Source organism: Mucilaginibacter sp. GW822-FHT03E02 (genome assembly GCF_058801545.1).
This window is the reverse complement of sequence record NZ_JBXANJ010000001.1, coordinates 5,205,067-5,229,486: the sequence shown is the minus strand read 5'-3', so window position 1 is coordinate 5,229,486 and position 24,420 is coordinate 5,205,067. Positions and strand designations below refer to the sequence as shown.

At 42.3% G+C, this 24,420-nt stretch carries 19 protein-coding genes and 2 pseudogenes; 12 read left to right on the top strand and 9 right to left on the bottom strand.

What is annotated here, in order from left to right; genetic code table 11:
• Positions 1–187 precede the first annotated feature (187 nt).
• Positions 188–601 (bottom strand): hypothetical protein, encoded by a 414-nt coding sequence (locus tag AC1RM2_RS21665; protein WP_492987247.1) that lies wholly within the window; start codon positions 599–601, stop codon positions 188–190.
• A 253-nt stretch (positions 602–854) separates the two neighbouring features.
• On the opposite strand from AC1RM2_RS21665, the gene AC1RM2_RS21660 reads away from it, so the two are divergent.
• The 8 genes from AC1RM2_RS21660 to AC1RM2_RS21625 all read left to right on the top strand — a co-directional run bounded on the left by AC1RM2_RS21660 (position 855) and on the right by AC1RM2_RS21625 (position 10,504).
• Positions 855–2,420 (top strand): NUMOD1 domain-containing DNA-binding protein, encoded by a 1,566-nt coding sequence (locus AC1RM2_RS21660; protein WP_492987246.1) that lies wholly within the window; start codon positions 855–857, stop codon positions 2,418–2,420.
• 102 nt (positions 2,421–2,522) lie between these two features.
• Positions 2,523–3,128 carry a TetR/AcrR family transcriptional regulator gene (locus tag AC1RM2_RS21655; RefSeq protein ID WP_492987245.1) on the top strand — a complete coding sequence of 202 codons (606 nt, stop codon included), beginning with the start codon at positions 2,523–2,525 and terminating at the stop codon, positions 3,126–3,128.
• Positions 3,129–3,308: 180 nt separating this feature from the next.
• Positions 3,309–4,664: a TolC family protein gene (locus tag AC1RM2_RS21650; RefSeq protein WP_492987244.1), complete on the top strand. Its 1,356-nt coding sequence runs from the start codon at positions 3,309–3,311 to the stop codon at positions 4,662–4,664.
• 47 nt (positions 4,665–4,711) lie between these two features.
• Positions 4,712–5,776 carry an efflux RND transporter periplasmic adaptor subunit gene (locus AC1RM2_RS21645; RefSeq protein ID WP_492987243.1) on the top strand — a complete coding sequence of 355 codons (1,065 nt, stop codon included), beginning with the start codon at positions 4,712–4,714 and terminating at the stop codon, positions 5,774–5,776.
• 33 nt (positions 5,777–5,809) lie between these two features.
• Positions 5,810–8,956, top strand: coding sequence for an efflux RND transporter permease subunit (locus AC1RM2_RS21640; RefSeq protein WP_492987242.1), 3,147 nt, complete (start codon positions 5,810–5,812; stop codon positions 8,954–8,956).
• A gap of 9 nt (positions 8,957–8,965) precedes the next feature.
• The gene (locus tag AC1RM2_RS21635) at positions 8,966–9,358 is read left to right on the top strand and encodes a hypothetical protein (RefSeq protein ID WP_492987241.1); all 393 of its coding nucleotides are present in this window, start codon (positions 8,966–8,968) and stop codon (positions 9,356–9,358) included.
• A gap of 12 nt (positions 9,359–9,370) precedes the next feature.
• Complete coding sequence (locus AC1RM2_RS21630) at positions 9,371–9,868, top strand: hypothetical protein (RefSeq protein WP_492987240.1); 498 nt, start codon at positions 9,371–9,373, stop codon at positions 9,866–9,868.
• A 33-nt stretch (positions 9,869–9,901) separates the two neighbouring features.
• Positions 9,902–10,504 (top strand): TetR/AcrR family transcriptional regulator, encoded by a 603-nt coding sequence (locus AC1RM2_RS21625; RefSeq protein ID WP_492987239.1) that lies wholly within the window; start codon positions 9,902–9,904, stop codon positions 10,502–10,504.
• Positions 10,505–10,588: 84 nt separating this feature from the next.
• Here AC1RM2_RS21625 and AC1RM2_RS21620 read toward each other — a convergent pair.
• Positions 10,589–10,798: pseudogene (locus AC1RM2_RS21620) on the bottom strand (hypothetical protein); the annotation flags it as partial.
• Positions 10,799–10,914: 116 nt separating this feature from the next.
• Between AC1RM2_RS21620 and AC1RM2_RS21615 the strand changes: the two are divergent.
• Positions 10,915–12,057: a S1/P1 nuclease gene (locus AC1RM2_RS21615; RefSeq protein WP_492987238.1), complete on the top strand. Its 1,143-nt coding sequence runs from the start codon at positions 10,915–10,917 to the stop codon at positions 12,055–12,057.
• A gap of 141 nt (positions 12,058–12,198) precedes the next feature.
• Here the strand turns inward: AC1RM2_RS21615 and AC1RM2_RS21610 are convergent, their stop codons facing one another.
• The 6 genes from AC1RM2_RS21610 to AC1RM2_RS21585 all read right to left on the bottom strand — a co-directional run bounded on the left by AC1RM2_RS21610 (position 12,199) and on the right by AC1RM2_RS21585 (position 16,813).
• Positions 12,199–12,363 carry a hypothetical protein gene (locus tag AC1RM2_RS21610; protein WP_492987237.1) on the bottom strand — a complete coding sequence of 55 codons (165 nt, stop codon included), beginning with the start codon at positions 12,361–12,363 and terminating at the stop codon, positions 12,199–12,201.
• Positions 12,364–12,380: 17 nt separating this feature from the next.
• On the bottom strand, positions 12,381–12,611 hold the full coding sequence (locus AC1RM2_RS21605; protein ID WP_492987236.1) for a hypothetical protein: 231 nt from the start codon (positions 12,609–12,611) through the stop codon (positions 12,381–12,383).
• Between the two features lie 475 nt (positions 12,612–13,086).
• A complete protein-coding gene (locus AC1RM2_RS21600; RefSeq protein ID WP_492987235.1) occupies positions 13,087–13,995 on the bottom strand; it encodes a helix-turn-helix domain-containing protein in 909 nt (302 codons plus the stop codon).
• A gap of 58 nt (positions 13,996–14,053) precedes the next feature.
• A complete protein-coding gene (locus tag AC1RM2_RS21595) occupies positions 14,054–14,866 on the bottom strand; it encodes an SDR family oxidoreductase (RefSeq protein ID WP_492987234.1) in 813 nt (270 codons plus the stop codon).
• 520 nt (positions 14,867–15,386) lie between these two features.
• Positions 15,387–15,998 carry a glycoside hydrolase family 76 protein gene (locus AC1RM2_RS21590; protein WP_492987233.1) on the bottom strand — a complete coding sequence of 204 codons (612 nt, stop codon included), beginning with the start codon at positions 15,996–15,998 and terminating at the stop codon, positions 15,387–15,389.
• Between the two features lie 371 nt (positions 15,999–16,369).
• Entirely contained in the window at positions 16,370–16,813 is a 444-nt protein-coding gene (locus AC1RM2_RS21585; protein WP_492987232.1) for an Lrp/AsnC family transcriptional regulator, read from the bottom strand.
• Positions 16,814–17,633: 820 nt separating this feature from the next.
• Between AC1RM2_RS21585 and AC1RM2_RS21580 the strand changes: the two are divergent.
• Positions 17,634–18,101, top strand: a pseudogene (locus tag AC1RM2_RS21580) (aminotransferase class V-fold PLP-dependent enzyme); the annotation flags it as partial.
• Between the two features lie 162 nt (positions 18,102–18,263).
• On the opposite strand, the gene AC1RM2_RS21575 reads toward AC1RM2_RS21580, so the two are convergent.
• A complete protein-coding gene (locus AC1RM2_RS21575) occupies positions 18,264–18,941 on the bottom strand; it encodes an RNA polymerase sigma factor (RefSeq protein ID WP_492987231.1) in 678 nt (225 codons plus the stop codon).
• 802 nt (positions 18,942–19,743) lie between these two features.
• On the opposite strand from AC1RM2_RS21575, the gene AC1RM2_RS21570 reads away from it, so the two are divergent.
• Positions 19,744–20,886 carry a FecR family protein gene (locus tag AC1RM2_RS21570; protein ID WP_492987230.1) on the top strand — a complete coding sequence of 381 codons (1,143 nt, stop codon included), beginning with the start codon at positions 19,744–19,746 and terminating at the stop codon, positions 20,884–20,886.
• A 214-nt stretch (positions 20,887–21,100) separates the two neighbouring features.
• Positions 21,101–24,406: a SusC/RagA family TonB-linked outer membrane protein gene (locus tag AC1RM2_RS21565; RefSeq protein ID WP_492987229.1), complete on the top strand. Its 3,306-nt coding sequence runs from the start codon at positions 21,101–21,103 to the stop codon at positions 24,404–24,406.
• Positions 24,407–24,420: the final 14 nt, after the last annotated feature.

The following is a 24,420-nucleotide window of genomic DNA, read 5'->3' as shown; positions in this document are numbered from 1 at the left end:
ACAGTATTTACAGTTCTTGCAGGCTCTGCACGGGCTGTCGCCTTTACAGGTTGCGTAAGTTTTAGTTGACGATATGACGCTGTTTGCACTTACCAATGATCCGGCAGCAACGATTAAAATGAGCAGGTATTTTTTCATGACTGGTTTGGCTGGTTGCGTAAATATAGCTGATTTACAACGATGTTCATTACCAATCATTCATTTTTCTTGATAACGATTCCATCGTCTTTGGATCAGTGTGTTCACCAACATAGCAGGTATGCCAATAACTTACTGCTGATACCTTGTTGCGAACGACAATCGTTATGCTGATCTCCTCCTTGCCAACGCGTTTGAGGGTGGTACACATGACGGTAATAGCCTTCCTTACAAAGTCTGTAATCAGTTCCTGTTTATCTTCCGGTGGATAGAATGTAGCTTGATAATAATCCATGTCGAACCGTGCAAGGTCGATGGAAAGGCCATTTCTTTTGTGGAACTCGAACAGATAATTCAGGTTGTGACTGGTGATCTTGCGCTTTACTTTGGGATTACCGGCAATCCATGAAACCAGGTCTTGCTTCAATAATTCATAGAGTCTTGTTACAGCATAATCATTCATCTTTTTATTTATCTCGAATGTAAAATTGCTAAATAATTTAGTAAAACAACAAATAAAGATTTCAAATGCCAATGTGTTTCCTACTTTTGCTTTATGAGAAAACAGTTAACAGTTGTGGCCGTAATCGGCCTTTCATTAGGGTTGATTTCATGGGGATTTAAAGGACACCGGGCCGTTGCGACCATTGTGGAGAAACATTAATGTGGTCAAAGCTTATTCATAGATTTATTAACTGTTGAGCAATTATCATCAGATGTCTGAAAAACAGTCAACAATCAATATTCCGCATTACCAGAATAAGCAACCGGGCGATATCGATGGCGAAATATGGAAAGATATTCCGGGACTGGAAGGCTATGGCATGATGTCTAATTTGGGCCGCGTCAAAAGACTAGCCTTTGAATCCGTTAATGAATTGGGGCGGGTAACCGTCTTGGAAGAACGGATACAGACGCAAAAGGTCCAGCAGTATTTTAATGCCTTCAAGCAGGATTACAAAGTGAACCTTCAAACACGAATCCAGGTGGAGAAAGTAGCTCATTCCATCTCCGTGGGGCGGATAGTTTATTATTGTTTCGTCGAGAAATTTGATCTTTCGGACCGGTCTTTGTACGTATCCTACAAAGATGGAAACGGCCTTAATGTGTTACCCGACAATCTTTTCCTGACAGACCTCTCTGGCCTGCAGCAACATATTATGAAGGCCGGACGGAAAGATCTCCACTTCGGGCACAGCGAGGAAAACCAAAAAGTGTTTACCCTATTGAGCCGGGAAGTAAACATTAAACGGGTGAGCCAGTATGATATGGACGGGAAGTTTGTAGCTACCTATGAAAGTATGGCAGCAGCGGCAAAAGCTCTGGGTATTACCATCTCCGCCATCAGCTCTGTGATTCGCAGAAACCAAGGCTTGCTTACAGCCGGGGGATTTATATGGCGCCTGGGCAGCGGCAAAAGCACGATCCCGGTAAAAAGAATACACCAGGCCATCAGGGCGACGAAAGGAGCGCCTGTCAGCCAGTACGACCTCGCTGGTAACAAAATAAACACTTATTACAATATTGCACAGGCAGCAAAGGCTGTTTCCATGGATCGAAAAGCAATCAGCGATGCCGTCAATGGCCATATCCTGGTGACGGCAGGATCGGTCTGGCGGAAAGGAGAAGCAGAGCAGATTGATGTAAATAAAGAACGGACCTCTCTTTCTTTACGAAAGGGATATACGATCAGCCGTTACGATACGGATGGCGTAAAACAAGCCACCTATACCAGCAGCAAAGAAGCCGGTGCCTCCATAGGAGTACCGGTAGAAAGGGTCAATGCCATGGCTATACGGTATGACCTGTTGCTGGATGGGTCAATATGGCGGTATGGCGATGCGCCACATCTGCCACAGGCAGAAGTGTACCTGATAAGGGAAAATCTAAAAAAGGAAAGGACCAAAGAAGTTAGCCAATATGATTTAAAGGGGCAACGGGTTGGGTATTTTGCATCTGCAACAGAGGCATCCCGCTCGACGAAAATCGCTCTAAATACCATTACCGGCTGCGTCAATGGGCATAAGGCAACCGGAGGGGGATACCTCTGGAGACGGGGCATGGGAGATGCCCGGTTGGTGTTGCCCGATACGCCTCGCCCATTAGGCAGCAAACTAAGAAAGGAAATTAGTCAACTTGATCAAAATGGTAAACTGATCTGCAACTTTAAAAGTATTAAAGAGGCTTCCCGAAGCCTGGGCATCCATTATACGAGTATCTCAGCAGTATTGAGGGGGGAAAGCATAACAGCAGGCGGTTTTAAATGGAAGATAAAACATTGAACAAAACGGTGGGCTCCAATCATCTCCGCTAAATTAATTTATTTGGAAATCAAAAAAAAGCTGTACGTTTGCATTAACAAATTTGTTAAACAATTTAGAAGAATGGAAGTTTTAGCGACAGATACGGAACAGTTGATAAAAGATACCGCAAAAAAGGTATTTTTTGTTGACGGTAACATTCACGCCACCACACAGGATATTGCCGATGCCGCGGGTATAAACAGGGCATCCATACACTATTATTACCGAAGCAGAAAGATATTATTTGATAAAGTGTTTGAGGAGGCCTTAATTGAAATGAGAAGTAAATTAGAAAGCATAGCCTCGGCAAGTGTACCTATAAAAGAGAAAACGGAAAAATTTGTCGACTTTTTTATGGAGCGATCCATGCAGCACCCTTACCTGGAGTTATTTATTATAACGGAGCACAATTCAGACCCCTCACTACCCCTGAAAATTATGCCTAAGGAAGGACACGCAGACAAAATGAAATATCTTGAAGCCGAAATAGCCAGGGAAGTAAAGGCCGGAAATATGAAACCGATTAAGCCCGAGCACTTTGTTGTTACCATGATGTCATTATGCTCATTTCCTTTTTTAGGGAAATCCATTATTGAAAGCATTTTTGACCTGGACCAGGAAGCGTACGCCAAATTCATCAAAGAAAGAAAACAGGTGGTTATGCAATTGCTTTTTTTAGATGCTTAAAGCATCTATTTTTTTAATACTATACCAACAAAAATGTTAAACAATAATATTAATACAAATTTTCAGCTGTGTAGCCCTATTCCGGAGCGTCCATCCTTCTTACGTGAAAGCCTGTAGCTAACCCGGTTAATTTTTTTATATAAAATTAACAAAAAAGTTAAACATAAATATCAAATAAAAATGAAAACCCCAAAAACCATATTGCTTACTTTGCTTATCATTCCTATAAGCAATCATTTGCAAGCCCAAAGCCGGTATACCTTAAAACAGTGCATTGACAGCGCGCTCAAAAACAACTTGAATATCCAATCGGCAGTTTTCGATCTTAAAAAGGCCGAGGAACAAAAAAAGGAAGCCGTGGCGAGTTTTCTGCCGCAAGTAAGCGCTACCGGTCAATACCAGTATTATACCAAAGTGCCCGGGCAATTGATACCTTCTTCGTTATTCGGCGGAGGTGCCAACTCTCCTAAATATATTACCGGGTCATTTACCTTACCCCAAAGTACGCAGGCAAGCGCCAAGCTGGAGCAAACCCTGTATAACGGGCAGTTTTTGATTGCCTTAAAAGCAGCAAAGGCAAACAGCAATATTTACGCGGTGCAGGTTAAAAGCAGTAAAGAAGATATAGCCTACAACGTGGGCGCAACGTATTACAATATACAGTCGCTTACTAAAAAAGTTGAACTGCTCACCGATAACCTGGCCAACAGCGATAAGCTGATCAATGCCACGAAATTAAAGCTAGATAACGGCATAGCGACCAAAACAGATTATAACCGCCTGTTAGTAAGCCGGGAAAGCACCAATGCCAGTTTAATTTCAGCCAAAGGGCAATTGCAACAGCAACTGGTACAGCTAAAGTATTTAATGGCTAAACCGCTAACCGATTCCTTAACTGTAGAAGTTGATGCCGGGCAAAACTCACTTCCGGCTTTGCTGTCGAACGAATCAGGAAACCCGTCAAAACGCACGGACGTACAGTTACTACAGGCACAAAAGGCCTACGGCGAGGTAGAAAAGTCAAATATCAAAGCAGGCTACCAGCCCACGCTTTCCTTTACCACCAGTTACGGTACCAGCGGCTATAACGATAAATTTCAGCCATTCAGCAACATTAACGGCAAGTGGTTTAACAGCAGCAGTATCGGCCTTAATTTGAATATCCCCATCTATGACGGAGGTAAAAAGCGTTCGCAGATCCGTCAGAAAAACATCGAACTACAACAGTACGATACGAATATACAGCTTTATAAACAACAGGCCGATAAGGAAATAGCCACCGCGGTTATCAGTTATAATACAAATGTAGTAACCCTGGAAGCGCAATATTCAAATGTACAGTTGGCCAGTAAAATATACATAGACAGGCAGCTGCAGTTCCAGAATGGTATTGTAAGTCTGAAAGACGTATTGGATGCAAAAAATGACCTCATAGACGCGCAGAACACTTTTATATCCGCTTTAGTGAATACCCGTACCGCCGAGCTTGATTTGAAAAAAGCCAAAGGTGAGCTACTCGATGGTGCTAACAACTAAAAATTACAAATCCAATCACAGACTTATCATACTTTAAATCATAAAAAATGAAAAAGACAGGCAAATCAGTTTTAACTATATTAATAATAACTGGGGTAGTTACACTAATTGTTGTGAAGCTTTTTGGTAATAAGAAAGCAGTGGCAGCAAAGATATACCAAAAAGATCCCAACACCGCGATAATAGTTAATGTGGACACCGCAGCCAACCGTCCTTTAAACGTAGTTAAAGAATATCTTGGGTCGTTTGAAGCCAACCGCGATGTTACCATCAGCGCCGAAACCCAGGGAAGGGTGATCGCAGGCAATATCAAAGAAGGCGACCTGATTGGTACCGGAGCGCTGATAGCGCAGATAGATAATGAGGGCTTAAGGGCGCAGCGCTTTTCGGCCCTGGCCAGCTATAACAACGCGAAGGCCAACCTGGAACGTTATCAGAACGCCTCGGTTGGTGAAGGCGTATCGCAAATGCAGGTAGATGAGCAAAACCTGACCTTGAAAAGTGCCCAGGCACAATTGCAGCAAATAGATAAACAGGTTTCCCAGAGCCGTATTGTTGCCCCATTCAGTGGTACTGTTACTTCTAAAAGTTTTGAACTCGGCACCTTCGTAGCGGCGGGAACCAAGCTGCTGGAAATTGCTGATATCTCGAAAGTAAAACTGGCTATTAATGTACCCGAAGATGAAGTTGCCATTTTTGCCAAAGGGAAAAAAATAAAGGTACATACCGATGTATATCCAGGGGCAGAATTTAACGGCGTTGTTGATGAGCTGATATCAAAAGCCGATGCTACACATAATTACCCTGTTAAAATAACAGTGACTAATAATCAACCCAGTCGTCTTTTGCCCGGCATGTATGGAAAAGTTAATAAGGACGACCGGTTAAACAAGTCTACATTGGCCATTAACCGTTCAGCCCTGCTCGGCTCTGCAAAAAAACCACAGGTTTTTGTTATCAAAAATGGAGTGGTTCAGTTGGTAGGTATTTCAACAGGGCGCAGCAATGATAAACTGATAGAAGTAACCAGCGGCATTGCTGCAGGAGATATTGTCGTGACCAGCGGACAGGTAAATCTCAGCAATGGCACCAGGGCAACCGCAATTAAATAACAGGACGATTTTTAATTAAATAAGAATAAAAAAATGTCACTTACCGAAATAGCAATCAAGCGCCCGTCACTCATTATCGTAGTGTTCAGCGTGTTAATATTAGGCGGATTATTTTGTTACTCGAAGTTGAGTTATGAATTACTGCCCGATTTTTCTGAACCCTCATTAACCATAAAAACCATTTATGAGGGCGCTTCACCAAATGATGTAGAACAAACCGTAACCAAAAAGATCGAGGATGTGGTATCGGGCCTCGACGGCATTAAAAATATCACTTCGCAATCATCCGAAGGGCTGTCTACCATAACCGCCGAATTTAATGCAAATGTTAAAATTGACGAAAAACAACAGGATGCGCAGCGTAAGGTCAATAATATACTGAGCGACTTGCCGGCCGATGTTAAAACGCCAAGTATTTCAAAAGTCAGCCCCAGCGACAGACCCATTATACAGTTGAATGCAACAAGCAACCTGAGCGATGCCGACTTTTATGACCTGGTGAACAACCGGATCCAGCCACTGTTACAACAGGTGCAGGGCATTGGCGAAATATCATTGCTTGGCGCGCAGCCACGGGAGATACAGGTAAACGTGAATAAGAATAAACTGAACTTTTATGGTTTATCGCTGACTCAGGTTACACAGGTTATAAAAAATGCCAACTCCGATTTTCCAACCGGTAATGTAAAAACCCGTTCTGAACAGCTGACCGTTCGCCTTGGAGGCAAATTTACTTCGGTAGATCAGATTAGGGACCTGGTAATTGCGGTTCCTGCTACTGGCAGTTCGGTAAAAATAAGGGACATTGCAGATGTTGCAGATATAACTAAAGAGCAAACCTCTATAAACCGGCTGAACGGAAAGAACGGTATTGGCATCCTGATCAAAAAACAGAATGACGCTAATGCCGTAGCCATAAGTAAAGAAGTAAAAGCCCGTATTGCACAATTGCAGCAAAAGTATGCAAGTGAGAATCTTAAACTGGTAATTGCCGATGATACCAGCGATTTTACCATAGAAGCTGCAGATGCGGTAACCGATGACCTTATTATTGCTGTCGTGCTGGTAGCAGTTATCATGCTACTCTTTCTGCACAGCCTGCGCGACTCCTTTATTGTGCTGGTGGCCATCCCCGCCTCGCTTATTTCCACGTTTATCGTGATGTACCTATTTGGTTACAGCCTTAACCTGATGACGCTGCTGGCCATGAGCCTGGTGATCGGCATCCTGGTAGATGATTCTATCGTCGTGCTGGAAAATATTCACCGGCACCTAAACATGGGCAAGGATAAACGCACTGCTGCGCTTGATGGGCGTAACGAGATCGGGTTTTCGGCCATTGCCATTACCATGGTAGATGTGGTGGTATTTTTACCGATAGCACTCATCAATACTACCATTGGCGATCTTTTACGCCAGTACGCGGTAACTATTGTAACGGCCACCTTAATGAGCTTAATTGTTTGTTTTACGTTAACGCCGTGGCTGGCTTCCCGGTTTGGAAAAGTGACTATACTAAAAAAGGGAAATATATTTCACCGGGTGCTTATCGCTTTTGAAAGTAGGTTACATCGGCTCACCGCCTGGTATGGCCGCCGGCTGGAGTGGACGTTAAAGCATAAGCTGCTTTCATCTGCCATTGTGCTGGTAACTTTCATTGCTGCAATGGCAACCTTAAGCATGGGCATATTGGGCCAGGAGCTGGTTGCATCGGGCGATCAGGGAAAATTTCAATACAACCTGGAGTACGATAAAAGCGCCACGCTCACCCAGAATAACCTGCGTACCAAAAAGATTGAAGATTACCTTTTACAACAAGGCGAAGTAGTCAAAGTGTTTTCTAACGTTGCGGGCGCTGATCCGTCGGCCCCGGGGGGATTAGCGGCAGCCTATAAATCAATTCTGACAGTAAAGCTGGTGGATGCTAAGGAAAGAAATATTACAACTGAGCAATTCATGCTAAAAATGAAAGCTAACCTGGTTAAACAATTCCCGGGAATAAAAATGGAGCCTACGCTGGTTGCGCTGGCCGGGGGGGATGATCCTATACAGATTGTATTAAACGGAGATAACCAGGATCTGTTAACGCAGGCTGCGCAAAAACTTAAAAAATTAATCATGGGCCTGCCCGGCTCTAATAAAGTTTCGGTTACGGTGGAAGAAGGCAACCCGGAAGTTAACGTGCAGATAGACCGCGAAAAAATGGCGCAGTTCGGTTTAAATATCTATACCGTTGGCGCCACCATGCAAAATGCCTACACCGGTAATACCGATACCAAATACCAGGTTGGTACCGATGACTATGATATCAATATCAGGCTCGATGAGTTCGACCGCCGGAATCCCCGCGACGTGGCCGATATCAGTTTTGTTAATAATAACAGCCAACTTATCAAGCTATCCCAGTTCGCAACCATCAAACAAAGCAGCGGCCCATCATTACTGGAACGAACGAACAGGCGGTCATCTGTAACCGTAAGAAGTAACGTTTTAGGGATTACATCGGGTGTGCTGTCTGATAATATCAATAAAGCTTTATTGGCTGATCCCTTGCCTAAGGGTGTTGAATTGACTTATACCGGCGATATTCAGCGCCAGGCGGAATCATTCGGAGCGCTGATTACCGCACTGCTTTCTGCCTTTATACTGGTTTACCTGGTTATGGTAGCCTTATATGATAATTTTGTTTACCCGTTGGTGGTGTTATTTACCATACCGTTGTCTTTGATAGGAGCAATTCTTGCCCTCAACCTGTCGCAGGGCAATTTCAGTATTTTTACCATGCTGGGCCTCATCATGCTGTTCGGGTTGGTCATGAAGAACGGTATTCTGATAGTTGATTTTGCCAATCACTTAAAAGAGCACGGTGCCAATACCTACGATGCGGTCGTCGAGGCCGGAAAGGAACGATTACGTCCTATATTAATGACGACCATTGCCATGGTGGTTGGGATGCTTCCGATTGCACTGGATAAAGGTGCGGGATCTGAGTGGAAAAATGGCTTGGGCATTGTAATGATCGGCGGTTTATTATCCTCCCTGATGCTTACCATATTTATTATTCCGATGCTTTATTATATTGTGGATGCCATAAAACTGCGGATCAGCAACTGGAGAAGCAAAAGAAATCAGCAAGGCACTCCTGCCAAACTTGCCGTCAATCACACTGAAGCATACTAATCAAAAACCATGCTGGTCATTAATAGCAAGCGACAAAATTTATGGTTTGCTAATGGTCTCTTAAAGGCCATTAGCGCCATAAGTCAAGTGCGGCATTACCCTTTTTGCAGCGTTTCCATTATTAGAGATAAAATAATCCTAACTTATTTAAGCAGAACCAATGACCACACTGAAGTGAACTGGCCTGAACAGATTTATGCTGCCGGAAAAACGATCATTAGCCCAGCTTTTTACGATAAGTTGATTAAACAATCTTTCTATAGCCGGTTTATTATAGTCTCTGCCATTTCATTTATTTTCACAGTACCTCCAGGTGACATGCGAATTGCGGACATCTATTCGATTTTTTCCGCCATCCTTTTTTTAATATTTCTGACCGCCTTTTCAATTTTTCTGATCTAAATCTCAATTAAAATGAAAGAACAAACTTTTTTAACATCTGAGGAAGGACAAAATTTTATTGACCTGTCTGAAAAGTTACGCAGTTGTCTTGAATCCAAACTTGATGAACTTTTCCAAAAGCACAAGTTTCGTTTATACTTTAACAAAAACTATAGTCTTTTCGCGCTCTCTAACACTGATGAGCAACTTATACAAAGTATTATAGGAACTAAAAACGACAATAAAGTGTTTGCGTATTCGGCCTGTATGGCCGTCAAAACCTGGTATAGTATGTATTATGACGACAGGATCTCGATCCTCGAAAAGTTTTACAGTTACAGTAAGCGGTTATCGTATAAAAGTGATTTATTGCCAACGGTAGATATTTCCTTTGTTTTCAGTCAGGTGCTTTTTATCGAATTGGCCTGCATATTAAACGAAATACGCTGGAGACCAATCCTCTATTACTATCGGCAGGCTTATATGTCAATATCTAACGGTATTGAGTACCCCCCATTTAATTGTGCATGATTGATGGATATTAAAAAACTAAAAGCTTCAACCATGAAAACTTCAGAAAAAATAGCCAACAGAGCGCATGCCCTTTTTATCCGTTATGGCATTCGTGGCACTAGTATGGATGATATTGCATCTGACTTAGGCATCAGTAAAAAAACCGTTTATCAATTTTATCCCAATAAAGATTCATTAGTAGAGTCATTGGTGGATAAAGCAATAGATGAGCAAGTATGTCGCTGTAAATTTCTTACTGCAAATAGTGACAATGCCATTATGGAGTTGTATTTTTTGCTGGTATGCACAAAGGAGCTTTACAATATTTTAAACCCCGCCATCATTTACGATCTTGAAAAAAGCCACGAATTGGCTTATAAAAAATTTGGAGATCATAAAGCTCTGTTCATTCATCAAATTCTTAAAACAAATTTAGAACGTGGCATTAAGACAGGTTTATACCGCGATGATTTTGATATCGATGTGATAACAAGATTCTTCCTTGAAAACTTAAGCATCATATCAGATCCAGGAATATTCCCCCCAAAACACTATAGTAAAATTCAACCAACCGAGGTGCTATTTGCCTGCCTTATAAGCGGAATAGTGACCACAACAGGAATGGACGTTGTTAGTACGTATCTGAGATTATGATGAATGAGACCACACCATTTCGGGGCAAACTCCTCAGTAACCCCATTTTTATCCCTTACGGAGTATTTTTCTGACTAGTCGTCCCTAAAAAGTCGTTTTTAATTTTTGAGGCAAAAGGATTCTAAGCACAAACGAATATACGATTTCGATGAGTTTCGGACAGCTATTTTCCCCTGTACGCCAGAGGTTCATGACTCGTTTAAAGTTCATTGCCGCCGCAGCGAGGATCACATTCATCAGATCACCTAGTATCCCTTTGAAGAAATTATGGCATAAACGGTAATCCGCATTTAAAATTACCTGAAGCATACACGTTAGTACCTCATGGTGAAGGCAATACCATACTAAATAAATTAGCAACCTACCAAATAAAGCGTTCAACTATTAATTTGCTTTCCTACTTTTGCTTTATGAGAAAACAGTTGACAGTTGTGGCCCTGACCGGCCTATCATTAGGGTTGATTTCATGGGGATTCAAAGGACACAGAGCCATTGCAACCATAGCGGAAAAACATCTGACCACCAATACAGCCAATGTGGTCAAAGCTTATTTAAAAGGAGAAACGATCACCAATGTAAGCACCTGGGCCGACGAAAACCGGGACAAAGCTACTGCGCCCTGGCATTACCTTAATTTACCCTTGGGATTAAATCATGAGCAGTTTGTCGATGCGGTCAGTAAGCAAGGGAATGATAATGTTTACGCTGCGATCCTGAAAGTTGAGGCTATATTGAAAGATAAAACCGCTACGCCCGATCAAAAGAATGAAGCGGTAAAATACCTTATTCATTTGGTTGGTGACGCCCACCAGCCCATGCATGTAAGCCGTAAGGAGGATAAAGGCGGTAATACCATTCAGCTTCAATTTGACGGCAAGGGAACCAACCTGCATGCGCTATGGGATAGCCGGCTGATAGAGCATGAGGGCTTAAGCGAGGCTGATATCGTGAAACAATACGACTGGGCCAATGACACCCAGATCAAGAAATGGCAGGCGGACAGCCCGATGGAATGGCTCTGGGAAAGTTACCAGATCAGTACAGAACTATATGCCGATGTTAAATCGGGCCAAACCATCGATGAAGCCTACTACAAGAAATACATTAAAACGATTCACTTACGGATCGACCAGGCCGGTATTCGCTTAGCCGGCGAGTTGAATAAATTGTTTAATGACGAGAAGATTAAAATAACCAGTGTTACGCTCCTTCCGCCTCCTAATGCCGTCATTTGGGGCGCGAATTATAAAAAGATCGACATCAAAGATGTAAATAAACATATTGGTGATACCGTTAAGGTAACGGATCAAGTATTTGGGTTAAAGGATATAGGCAGTATGACGCTAATAAACCTTGGTGCACTTTATCCAAATCAACTGTTAACGATCGTGATGAAAGGTGGCGCAAAAGAATACCTAGACGCACAAGAGCAACAAGAAACAAAACACGCTGTCGGCAGTCTATTTACTGCGATTGGCGTAATTGCAATTTATAAAGGAAAGCCGCAGATAGTGATATCTGATCCTAATAAGTTCTATGTGAATCGGCAATGATCTGTTGCTGACTATTGTTTTAAAAGGTAACAGTTCAGCAATAATCCCCAAAGATTTTACCGGTCAAGCCAAACGCCAGGCTGAACAGTCTGGCGTTTGTGTTTTATCCTTTGGCCTTGCCTTTGTTTGCCACCACCCCTATCAACCACCCGGGCAATCGTAATTGTCATGATCGGCTTGCTGATACCCCCCGCCACTTGCACATGTCATAGCCGGCGAGCATTGTAGTTGTGCATTCATGCCACCCACATATTTGTGTACAGTATCCTGGATATTCTTTTTACGCGCTACTTCTTTGATTAGCATTTCAGATCATTTTAAATTCATTCCTCATTCACCGCCAGCGTATCATACACTACGATCCCCAACGCATCGCAGCCCAGTTCCAGGTTCCGCGTGAACTGGTATTCCAGCCGGCTGAAATGCAGCCAGCCGTTGCGAACCAGTCGCACCCGTTTGGCGCCGGATTCCGTGGCTAAACGTAAAGCAGGCGAAAGGTCGGGCAGTACACTACCCAGCTCGCAGATGGCGAGTAATTCGCGGTCCGCGGTCACTAAATAACAATTGGTAACTTAAACCGTCGCTGGCCGCCAGGCCGGGCCTGGCATGGGCGGCTGCGGCTTCATCGTCGGCCAATCGGAGCAGTGGCGTGCTCGTTAACCGTTTGGCGATCTCTACCACGGCCAGAGGCATCAGCGCTTTGGCCTCGCCGATGCCCCTGGTGGTGCAAAGTGGTTTCACGTCAGCCTCCGGCAGGTCTTTTAAGCTGGCCTGATCCAGATCAATTAATGATGCTCAGAATACTGCATTTTATATTCATGTTTTTTGGCAGCTTCTATCGAATCAAATGTGCCGATATTTTGCGCTGATGTGTTTCCGTGGCGACTTTCCTGAAGTAAATGCGGTATTCGCCTGATTTTAATTTCCTGATCATAATCGTTAATATTGATAACTCTTCTGTCTCCATTTAAACAAGGAGGATGGATAGATGGTGTTAACCATAATCTCGTTACTGAAAATCGTTAACCACTAATTCAGGAACCTGTATTCGCTGGGTGATTTCCCGGTTTTTGATTTAAATATTTTGGTGAAATGCGAAGGGTGCTCAAAACCAAGTCCGTAGGCAATTTCGCTGATAGAGTTGTTGGTACCCCATAACAAAGTTTTCGCTTTATCTATTAATTCCAGGTGGATATGTTCCTGCGTGGTTTTGCCTGTAAATTTGTTTAAAAGGTCGGACAAATAGTTAGGCGACAGGTTGAGCCGCGAGGCGAAATATTTAACATTTGGCAGCCCCGTTTCGATCAGGGTACTTTGCGAAAAATAACCCTTTAACATTTTTTCAAATTGCTGCACCACGTCTGAATTCACTTTTGCCCTGGTATAAAATTGACGGTCGTAAAAGCGGTTACAGTAATTCAGTAATAGCTCGATATTGCTGACGATAAGACCCTGCGAATGCTTATCTATGTTTTGTGAATACTCTTTTTCGATCTTGTCCACACAATCTTTAATCACCAGCTTTTCTTCTTCCGAAATATGCAGCGCCTCGTTGGCCTCATAATTAAAAAAGGAATATTGGTGTATCTTTTTGCCCAGATCGGTACCATGGATCAGGTCGGGATGGATAAACAGCGCCCAGCCTTCATCAACCTTAACATCCGGGCCGGGTGTGATGGTTTGCCCGGGTGCGGTAAATAACAGGGAACCTTCGCTAAAATCGTAATACCCTTTGCCATATTTTAAAAGCCCTTCAAATTTTTTGCACGAGATGGTATAAAAACCAAAGCGGTAAATGGCACCCTCATCTTTAGGACGACAGGCATAAAAATCAGTATGGTCTATCACACTGATCAGCGGGTGTTTCGGCGGGGAGTACTGTACCAGCCTGTGCAGGTCGCTGATAGACTGGAGATCAATGTATTTATCAGGCATCATTTGAATAGGTTTAAAGTTACGATAAAATTGGCTGCCCTCACGGGCAGCCAATCCATTTTTAAATGCCCATTTGCGCGGCTATCATCTTTTTAAAATCAGCATCGCCCATATCATGCCTGGCTTGTATAATCGGCGCAGCATCGTGGCCCACAGGATAACGTAATTTTTCGGTACCGTCAGTCGCGGCTTCATAAATGGCTTCGGCTACTTCACCAATCTTTTCAGACATCGGCCACGCTTCGATCATGGCCATAAATTTATCGAAACCAGCCTGATAATCGGCCACGCCATTAACACCAAAAAGCGACATGGACCTGCCGGCAAATTCGGTTTTATAACCGCCCGGTTCAACGATCTTTAAACTGATACCCAACGGGTTTAATTCGTATTGCAGGGATTCTGTCAAACCTTCTACTGCGAACTTCGTAGCGTGATAAAGGGAGCAAAACGGAAAAGTAACCCTGCCGCCTATGGAAGAAACGTTAATGATCGTACCTGATCTTTGCCGGCGCATGCCCGGCAAAACAGCCTGTGTTACGGCGATCAGCCCAAAAAAGTTAACATCAAATTGCTTTTTTATTTCCTCTTCGCCGGCAGCTTCTAAAGCGCCCATGGCACCATAGCCCGCGTTGTTCACCAATACATCGACCTGGCCAAATTTTTCTATTCCGGCGGCTACGGCGTTTTGTATGCTTAGTTTATCGGTGACATCCAGCCGGGTAATAAATATGTTGTCCAGCGCCGCCAGTTCTGTTTCCTTTTCGGGCGAACGCATAGTGGCTATTACGTTCCAACCTTGAGTATGAAATAATTTGGCGGTCTCTCTTCCAAATCCTGAAGAAGCGCCGGTTATTAATACTGTTTTTTTCATTGCTTTAAATTTTAATTTCTAAAGCAAAGGTCAGGTTACGGCGGCAGCCTCATTTATACCTTTCAACTGATCACTTATACATTTAAAGGATTTTCGGAATGACCGTTCAAGTCATGTAGCCCTGGTATGGCGCAGATCTAATGGAAAAGATTCACATCATGATTTCGCTGTACAGCGAAAATCCCACGGAGCCTGCTTTTAGTCTGCTCTGCGGGCTTTTCCAGGTTTGTACGCTTTGCTCTGCGCCTGGCTTGACGGTATTACAACCAGCGCCGGGTATCGTTATACAATTGGTCAGTCAGGCTGTGCAGCCGCCGGCCTATTTGCGCACCGGGCCGGTCATCAGCTACGGTGCAAGCGATCTGCCGGATGCGAGGAAATTACCGATAATCGCGCCGGCTTCTCTTTTTGCTACCTGCAGTTTCCCACTGGCTTGCCCTTCGGGCTGTTTATCAGCGAATGATACGCCTTGGTCAACCAGCCGTTTCGTGCATCGTTATGGAATAACGGTCAGTGTCCGCTATAACCAGCACTTTTCCAAACAGCTTTCGATACCATTTTGGCTGCTCACAATAACATGTACACCGGCAAGGTTATCGGGTTGCGAGCCTGGCGTGTATTGCAACCAGGCCACTGCGCTGGCGAACTTACTTGTGGTTAAGCTATTGTCGGTAGGCGTAGCCTGGTCCCAGCCGTTCCAGGTAATATTATAGTCGGTGCGGCGGTTGTTCCAAATAGCGGTTGCGTTTTGGACCATCCATGGGTAATAGGTGCTCCACATTTGGTTATCGCGTACAAAATGGCCAAGTCCGCGGGCAAATTCATCGCCCCAGGTATTCAGGTAGCCGGCGTTATTGGTGATAATGCCATTGGTGGTCATATTGCTTTTCACGTAGTCGATAGATCGTTTGGCATCATTGTAATAATTAATATTGCCGGTTATCTGGTACAGCAGGTTGGCAAAATCAACAAACGTGCCCTGGTTATAAACGGCCGCCCCATGGTCTACTACGTTATTACGATCTATCCCTGTGTAAACCTGCCCGGTACTTGAATTGTAAATATGATTCCAAACCCAGTCATATATCTGGGTAGCTTTGGTCAGGTATGCCTGGTCATGCGTGCTTTCCATTGCGCGGTCGGTAAAGGCCACATTGCCTCAAAAATTGAAAAATTGGAAAAACTGTTACAAGTGCAATGCATAAAAGTATGCTAACGATCAAAGGACTGGGATGTTGTATTACTCGGACAATTACTGATTCGATAACGTAGACTATTGCAATAGGTTACAACATTTTAAGGCAAAAAAAACTTTTAATAGGAAGTCTCTGCACTTGGTTGTTCGGCTGATAGCAACCTTATAATGCGTCATTAACGCCATCTTAATCCATTCGGCGATTTTAAACAATAAAAGGTAATTTTTCGAATTGGCACACAAAAGAATGGCTATTGAGTATGCAACATTTTCTGAACAGCTGATTATCGCACTCGGGTAAGAAGTTGTTATAAAATCGTTGGACCATAGGTTGTCTTTACCTTATCCATCACAACGTGAGTATAGAAATGTTTTAGGTAGGGATTGTCCATCAGCTTGTTTTTTTGGAATTGTTCAAAGTGGTCCATGTCTTTTGTGTTTACGATCAGCACAAAATCATAGGAACCCGTGACGTAATAGCACAATGAGACCTCGGAACATTTCGTCATTTCTGCCTTAAATGAATCGATCGCCTTTGAATTTCCTTCGTAAAGTATAACATCAACCACACATGTGATACCCAGGCCCAATGCTTTTTGCGAAATTATCGAAACATCAGCTTCTATGATCCTTTCATTTCTCAATTTGGTGATGCGCCTTTGCACTGCACTCTGACTCAGGTTTACTTCGAAGCTAAGTTCCTCAGTTGTTAACCTATTATTTTTTTGAAGCTTCAAATCGTACTCGTCCATGATATGCATTATTTACCCATTGCCTGCAAAAATAGAGTAAATAAACCCAGCAGCTTCCAAATACGCAAAAATTAGTCGAAAAGGTGACGTTATTGTTGCGTAAACTCTTAAACGGATATAATTGATGGATTTACAGAAACCATTTAATTTGCGAAAGGGAAGCATTTTTCGCCATCAGGAAATAGAAACTTTTAGAAATGAAGCGCTGGGCTTTCAGAATGTAGTCCATTTGAATAATGCCCGGGGCAGCTCTAATGTCAGATTTCGTTATAAAGGCGCAAGTAGATCATTTTATGTCCGGAGCAGAAAAAGGAGGTTATGAAGCATTGGCATTGAAGTAGGATGCGATAAGGGACTTTTACGATCAGGCGGCGCTCTTGCTTAACTGCACTCCGTCGAACATTGCTTTTACTTCCAGTACTCCCGAACGTACGGTAGAGCATTATCTTCTATTCCTTTTAAGGCCGGGCACATAATACTGACCGACAACAATGATTTTGTTTCGAAGCAGATACAGTTCTTGTCATTGCAAAGAAGACTGGGCATTAAGATCATTCATATTAACAGCGTCGAAGAAGGTGGGATAGACTTAGATGATCTGCAATAAAAGCTAAGACATTATCGGCCTAAGTCATTGGCGACTACTTATATTCGGACCTATTCGGGATTAATTCAGCCGATTGACAATATAGCAAAGATATACCGCGACTATTCGCAGTGTGCCTACGATAAGACATGGTATATTCTGGACGCCAGTCAGGCGCCAGGGCAGATGAAAATGGACGTTCTAAAACCATACTGTGCCTAGTTAAGTTTTACTGGGCGGAAGTTCTTACGTGGCCCACATGGTACAGGCGTTTTGTATATATCAGAGGATACACTTAAAACAGGCCTTGAACCCATGTTTATCAGTATGCGCGGTACCGAATGGACGGGCAGGGACGCGTACAAACAACAGCCTGATACCAAACGATTCGAAGATTGGGAGTTTGCATATTCGACGGTTATCAGTACAATGGAGGCTATAAAATATCGTCGTAATATTAGGGAGGAAAAAATATGGCAGCGGGTAAAACTGCTTTCTATTCTGCTGAGGAAAGAATTGGCCGGAATAGATAACGTTAAAGTTTTTGATTACGGATCAATGCAGGGCGGATTAGTAACCTTCAATATGGAGGATTCAAATCCGGATCATATTGTGACTGAATTTGCCAAACGCAAAATAAATGTGGTTGCCAGTTACAGGGCTTACGGCCTTTTAGATTTTGACGAAAAAGGAGTGAAATAGGTAATTCGAGCATCTCCTCACTATAACAATACCCTTGACGAGATCGAATATTTTATAGTTGCTTTGAAAGAAATCATAAAAACGAAATAACAGCTTTGAATTAAGATCTCTTTGTAAAAAGAGCGATAATCTGTAGCTGTGAATGTGCTTGCTATCGGCTGCTTAGAAAATGTTTTGTATATTGTTTTTACAGTTAATCTGACATTCTTTATTGTAATACCATGTAAGTGGCTCATGCACTATGCTCATAAAGCTACCGAGGATAAGAGTAAGAGTTAATAATAAAATACCTGAATATTTCAGGCTCATTCTTAAATGTTTCAATGCATGGGATATTTGGTTTTCAACGGTACGTTTGGATATATGGAGTTTTTCCGCAATCTCGTTATTGGACAACTGGTTTACACGGCTTAATATAAAAATCTCCCTGCACCTGTTGGGCAGCACGTCAAGACAGATTCCTACATCCTGCAACAGTTCAAACGCCGACAGATTCTGTTCACCATCATTATGCGTATATCCATTTTCGACTATCTCTAAAGGTGCACAATAGTCGATCGGTGACAACCTGGCCAACTTTAATTGTTTATAAACACCATATCGGGCCGAAGCATTCAGATATTTTTCAAACGATCCGATGTTAAGCTGTTTTCGATTCTCCCAAAGGTAAACGAAAATATCTTGCACTACTGACTCGCACGCTTCATTGTCCTTCAAATGAGCGTGGGCGGTGACATACAACTGTTTCCAGTATCGCTTAAAAAGAATTGCGAACGCATCGCTATTATCGTCAACAATAGCAACCCATAAGTCCTCATCGTTTGAGTGTTTGGTCAACATATAACTGGCACCTAAATTATGTATCAAAAACAAGACTTTATTTTTCTCAATAGCGTTAATTGATGTTATATCTTGTTACAATGATTATAACAGACCTTATACGACAAAGCTTTTTGTCATTTAAAAAGGATGAATAATTGGTTAAGGCAAGTTAACAAAAATGATTTTAGTTAACTATCTCCTACTGTCCTGTTATTTAAGATGAAAAATTATCTAAAAATTATTCAGGAGATTAGCACATTTCAAGCCTTGCGTTTCATTTCTAAAAGCTTCTATCCTGCAGGGGTGCTGCCCTTTTGCAAAATAAGTGGTTTCTATAAATCCATCGTGTATATTCGTTTAAGAGTGTACGCAAAAATACCTTTAGCCTATTGACTAATTTCTGCGTATTTCAAAGCTGCTGGGTTTATTTACTTTATTTATTGGTAAAAAACGGGTAAATAATGCGTATCAATTTTAATTGTTTATAAAAATAATTTGCACCACTGACTTGTATACTTCATGGTCCTTCAAGTGAGCGTGGGCGGTGACATACAACTGTTTAAAATATCTTTTAAAAAAGCATTGCGAATGTATTGCTATGATCGTCAACAATGGCTACCCTAAGTCCTCATTGCCATATAACTAATGCCTTAAATTATGGGTTAACATAATATATCAATAAAATAAAAAAATTATTTTATTGATATATAGATACTTATAAAAAAAATACAAAATAAACAATAAAACACTGTGCGTGAAATGATAAAAAAGTCCCAATGTATATGTAAACCACTTTTAAAACAAAGCCACTTAATAAACCATGACTACGCAAGAGTATATCGAGCTATATGAGAAATTGTGCGCAGGTAAATGTACTTCGGAGGAGAAAAACCTACTAGATCAATATAGTAAAAAGTTTTTAATAGACGAACCATGGCTTCCGGCTATGGGCAATGAAGCTGAAACAGAAGCACGTATCACAAACCAGATTAACCAATCAATCCATCAATTAAAAGTAAAGAAGTTACATAGAACATGGAGGGTAGCAGCTGCAGCCGTTATTTTATTAGGTATCGGTACTGCAGTATGGTATCAGCAAAATTCGGCAATGAAAAAGCCTCAAATGTCAATTGCCATACATCAACTGATCAAACATAAGATTGTCCCAGGAGGAACAAAAGCGGTATTAACACTGGCCAATGGTGTGAATGTTATTTTAGATAGCGTTAAAAATGGGGTAATTACTACACAGGGAAGTACCCAAATTGTAAAGCTGAACAACGGTGAACTTGCTTATCGTTCAACTGACGCAGGCAACTCAGCGGCTACCAATAATACGATGACAACCCCTAAGGGAGGAAGATATGATTTGACTTTATCTGATGGTACCAGGGTATTCCTAAATGCGGCATCCTCTATTACCTATCCAACAAGGTTCAGTGGCAAAAACCGCAGAGTGAGCATCACAGGCGAAGCCTATTTCGAAGTCGCCAAAAACCACAAAATGCCGTTTATTGTATCGGCTAATGGCACAGAAACAAAGGTATTAGGTACTCATTTTGATATTATGGCTTATCAGGACGAACCTTTTATCAAAGCTACGCTGCTAGAGGGATCCATAAATTTTACGACATCAAAATCAGAAGTACATTTAAATCCCGGCCAGCAGGCTGTATTGCCAGAATTTTCTGACCACATTACCGTGCAGGATGCCAATATAGAAACAACCTTATCGTGGAAAAATGGCTATTTTGTTTTTCAGGATGAAGACCTTACCAGCATTATGAGAAAAGTAGCCAGATGGTATGATGTGGAAGTGGTATACGATGTAGGCTGGAAAAATCTATCTTATGGAGGATCAATTTCCCAGTATAAAAACATCACTGATTTGCTAAAGGTGCTCCAATCAACCGGAACTGTTCATTTCAGGATTGAAGAAAGGAGGATTACCGTTATGAAATAATTTGTACAATCTTAAAGCGACGGTTAATTAAATTTAACCAGGAGCGTTCGTTGCGCCCCTGGTTATAAGAATAGCCAAAGCTATGTCAGGTAAGAAAAAACCTATCGTTTCCAAACAACCAGTCATTAACCAACCTAACAATCAAATGTATAAAATTTGTATCGTATATCTATGCCCCACCCAAAGAGGCATACAATCTAAACTATTGTTAACTATGAAACTCACCTTCATTTTAATGATATCCGGTCTGTTGCAATTAAGTGCTGCCACTTATGCCCAAAAGATAACCCTCAAGAAAGAGAAGGCCCCTTTACCGGAGATATTTAACGCCATCCGGCAGCAAAGCAGCTACAATGTGTTTTACAACTCCGAAATGTTAAAGAAAGCAGGGCTCGTTTCCATCAATGTTAAAGATGCCACCATTAAACAAGTAATGGATGAATGCATGGCCAGCCAGCCTTTTACCTACGATATTATTGATAATAATATCGTAATTAAGGAAAAATCATATCCTGGCGTCCCTTTAGCCCCGGACATTACCGTAAATGGCAAGGTTACCGATAGCAAGGGCATTCCGTTGCCGGGAGTAACCGTAAAAATAAAAGGCACAGTCACGGCTACCGCTACCAATATTGAGGGTGTGTACACCATCAAAGCACCCAATAGTTCGGCCATATTGATCTTTACGAATATTGGCTTTGTAGCCAGAGAGGTACGGATTGGTGATCGCACAACAATCGATGTCCAATTAACGGAGGAGGCAAAGACATTACAGGATGTAGTAGTAATTGCTTATGGTACAGTAAAGCGCAAAGATTTCACTGGTGCTGTATCATCAGTAAAAATGGAAAATTCACCCCTTGCCCTCTTGCCTAATATGAATGCACTTGAGGCGTTAAAGGGAAATGTAACCGGACTAAATGTTGGGGCCGTTAATTCAGCCGGCGGACAACCCTCCATATTGATTCGCGGCCAACGATCTATCAGTGGCTCAAATGATCCGTTGATATTATTGGATGGTGTTATCTACCTGGGCTCAATCAGTGATATCAATCCTAATGACATAGCAAGTTATGATGTTCTAAAAGACGCTGTCTCGGCAGCCGCCTATGGTTCAAGATCAGCCAATGGTATCATCGCCATCACTACAAAAAAAGGGAAAATAGGAAAACCGGTCGTATCCTTCAGGACTGAAACCGGTATTCAAGACTGGCAAAACAGACCGGTGATGCTTAAAGGGGCAGACTGGATAAATGTTGTAAATGACCGGAATAAATACGCATCAGGTAGTACAAACTGGTTGCAGGCTGGCGAACTGGCCAATTTAAAAGCCGGTAGCGAAACCGTATGGCTTGATAAAGTTATCCAAAGGGGGGTTACCAATAACCAGCAGGTGTCTATATCCGGAGCAGCGCAAAACGTGAATTATTATTTATCTTCTTCTTTTGATGATAACAAAGGAATTGTGGTAGGCGACAAGTACAAGCATATCAATGCATTAGGCAAGGTTGATACCAAAGTTACCTCATGGTTTGAGCTGGGTGTTGATGGAGCCTATTCCAGGAGAGATTATTCAGGGGTGGCCGCCAATGTGGGTAGCGCAGAAACAATGTCGCCTTATGGAGTATTATACCGCGATAACACAGGTGACCTTGAAAAATATCCCTACACCCAATCGCAAATCAACCCGTTATGGGGTGTTAATGACGGAACCATTAAGAATATTGATATTTATAATACATTTCGTTTAAATTCCTTTGCGGTGGTAAAAGCACCATGGATTAATAGTTTAAGCTACCGTGTAAATTTTTCAACTAACTTTGAAAAGCATCAAAGCGGCAATTTCTTTTTCGAAAACTATTTTATTAAAGAAGGTGCAGGTATTGCCGGGCGGTATGACCCTGCCAGCGTACAGAGTCTGTTGAGTAACGCAAACGGAAACATTGATAATACCAGTACCACAAATTACGTGTTAGATAATATACTTGCGTACGACCATCGGTTTGGTAAACATCAAATTGATGCTACTGCCGTTGCTACCAGAGATAAATTGAGAATTGAAGACCTTAACGCCACTGGCAGCGATTTCGCAGCAAATGGAAATACTGCACTTGGCATTTATGGTTTGTCTAAAGCCACGGTTCAAAAGGTCATTCTAAACAACAGTGAACGCTCTAATGTAGGTTACCTTGCCCGTTTTAACTATTCTTACGACGATAAGTATTACTTCACCTCATCCTTTCGGCGTGACGGCGCGTCTGTATTCGGTGCCGATAAAAGGTATGCAAATTTCGCCGCCGCCGGCGTAGCCTGGAAAATTTCAGAAGAAACGTTCTTGAAAGATTTCAAACCGCTTAACTATATGAAGCTTAAAGTATCCTGGGGGCAAAACGGCAATCAGGGTTTGAGTCCTTACGCCACTTTATCACAGGTACTCAATAGCGCCGCTGCCGATGCCCGGTATGAGTTTTCAGATGCTCAGGGAAAAGTAGTTTATGGTTTGGTCCAAACGTCATTGGGTAATCCAAGTCTCGGCTGGGAAAAAACAACCGCAACAAATGCAGGCTTTGAGTCAGCCTGGTTAGGTAATCGGCTTTTTATCGATCTGGACCTGTACTCTTCCAAAACTACCGATCAGATATTTGTACGCACTATCCCTATAATGACCGGGTTCAGCACCCAACTGGCTTCCCTGGGCGAAGTTGATAACAAGGGGATTGAAATTTCTGTGCGTACAGAAAACATACATTCTACTAATTTTACGTGGTCATCAGCAATCACTTTCTGGAAAAATTCAAACAAGCTAAAACATCTTTATGGTGTAGATAATAATGGCGACGGGAAGGAAGATGATGATATAGCAAATAACCTTTTTGTAGGTAAGTCATTAGGGGCAATTTACGGCTATAAACAAATTGGAATTGTCCAAACCGGCGATGCGGCTTATATTGCCCTTACCGGAGCCGCACCTGGTGCGCCTAAATACGGAGATATAAATAATGATGGGAAAATTGACGCGAATGACCGGACCATTTTAGGGTATTCAAAAGAAAACTTCAGGTTAAACTTTAGTAACACCGTGAGGTATAAAAATCTGCAACTGTATGTAATGGTAGCAGGCACTTTCGGTGGCAACGGTGACTATTTAAAAAGTAATACAGGTGCCTTTATGACCTCAGGTACCGGCCTTTTCAATAGTAATACGATTGCCAAACCTTATTGGACGCCAACCAACCCAAGCAATATTTATCCATCAGCCTATTTCTCTGGCGACAGTCGTTTTCTTGGCCTTCAATCACAAACCTTTGTACGTATACAAGATGTCGCTTTGTCTTATAACATTAATGCTCCGCTTCTGGCAAGGAACCATATTACCGGTGCAAGGATATTTTTAGCTGCCAAAAATCTGGCAACCTTCACCAAATGGGTTGGAGGCGATCCGGAAACGGGCACTACCGTCTTGTCCAATACCTTCCCCGTAGCCAGCAGTTATTCATTAGGCGCAAGCGTTAGTTTTTAAATATTTAAATCAAA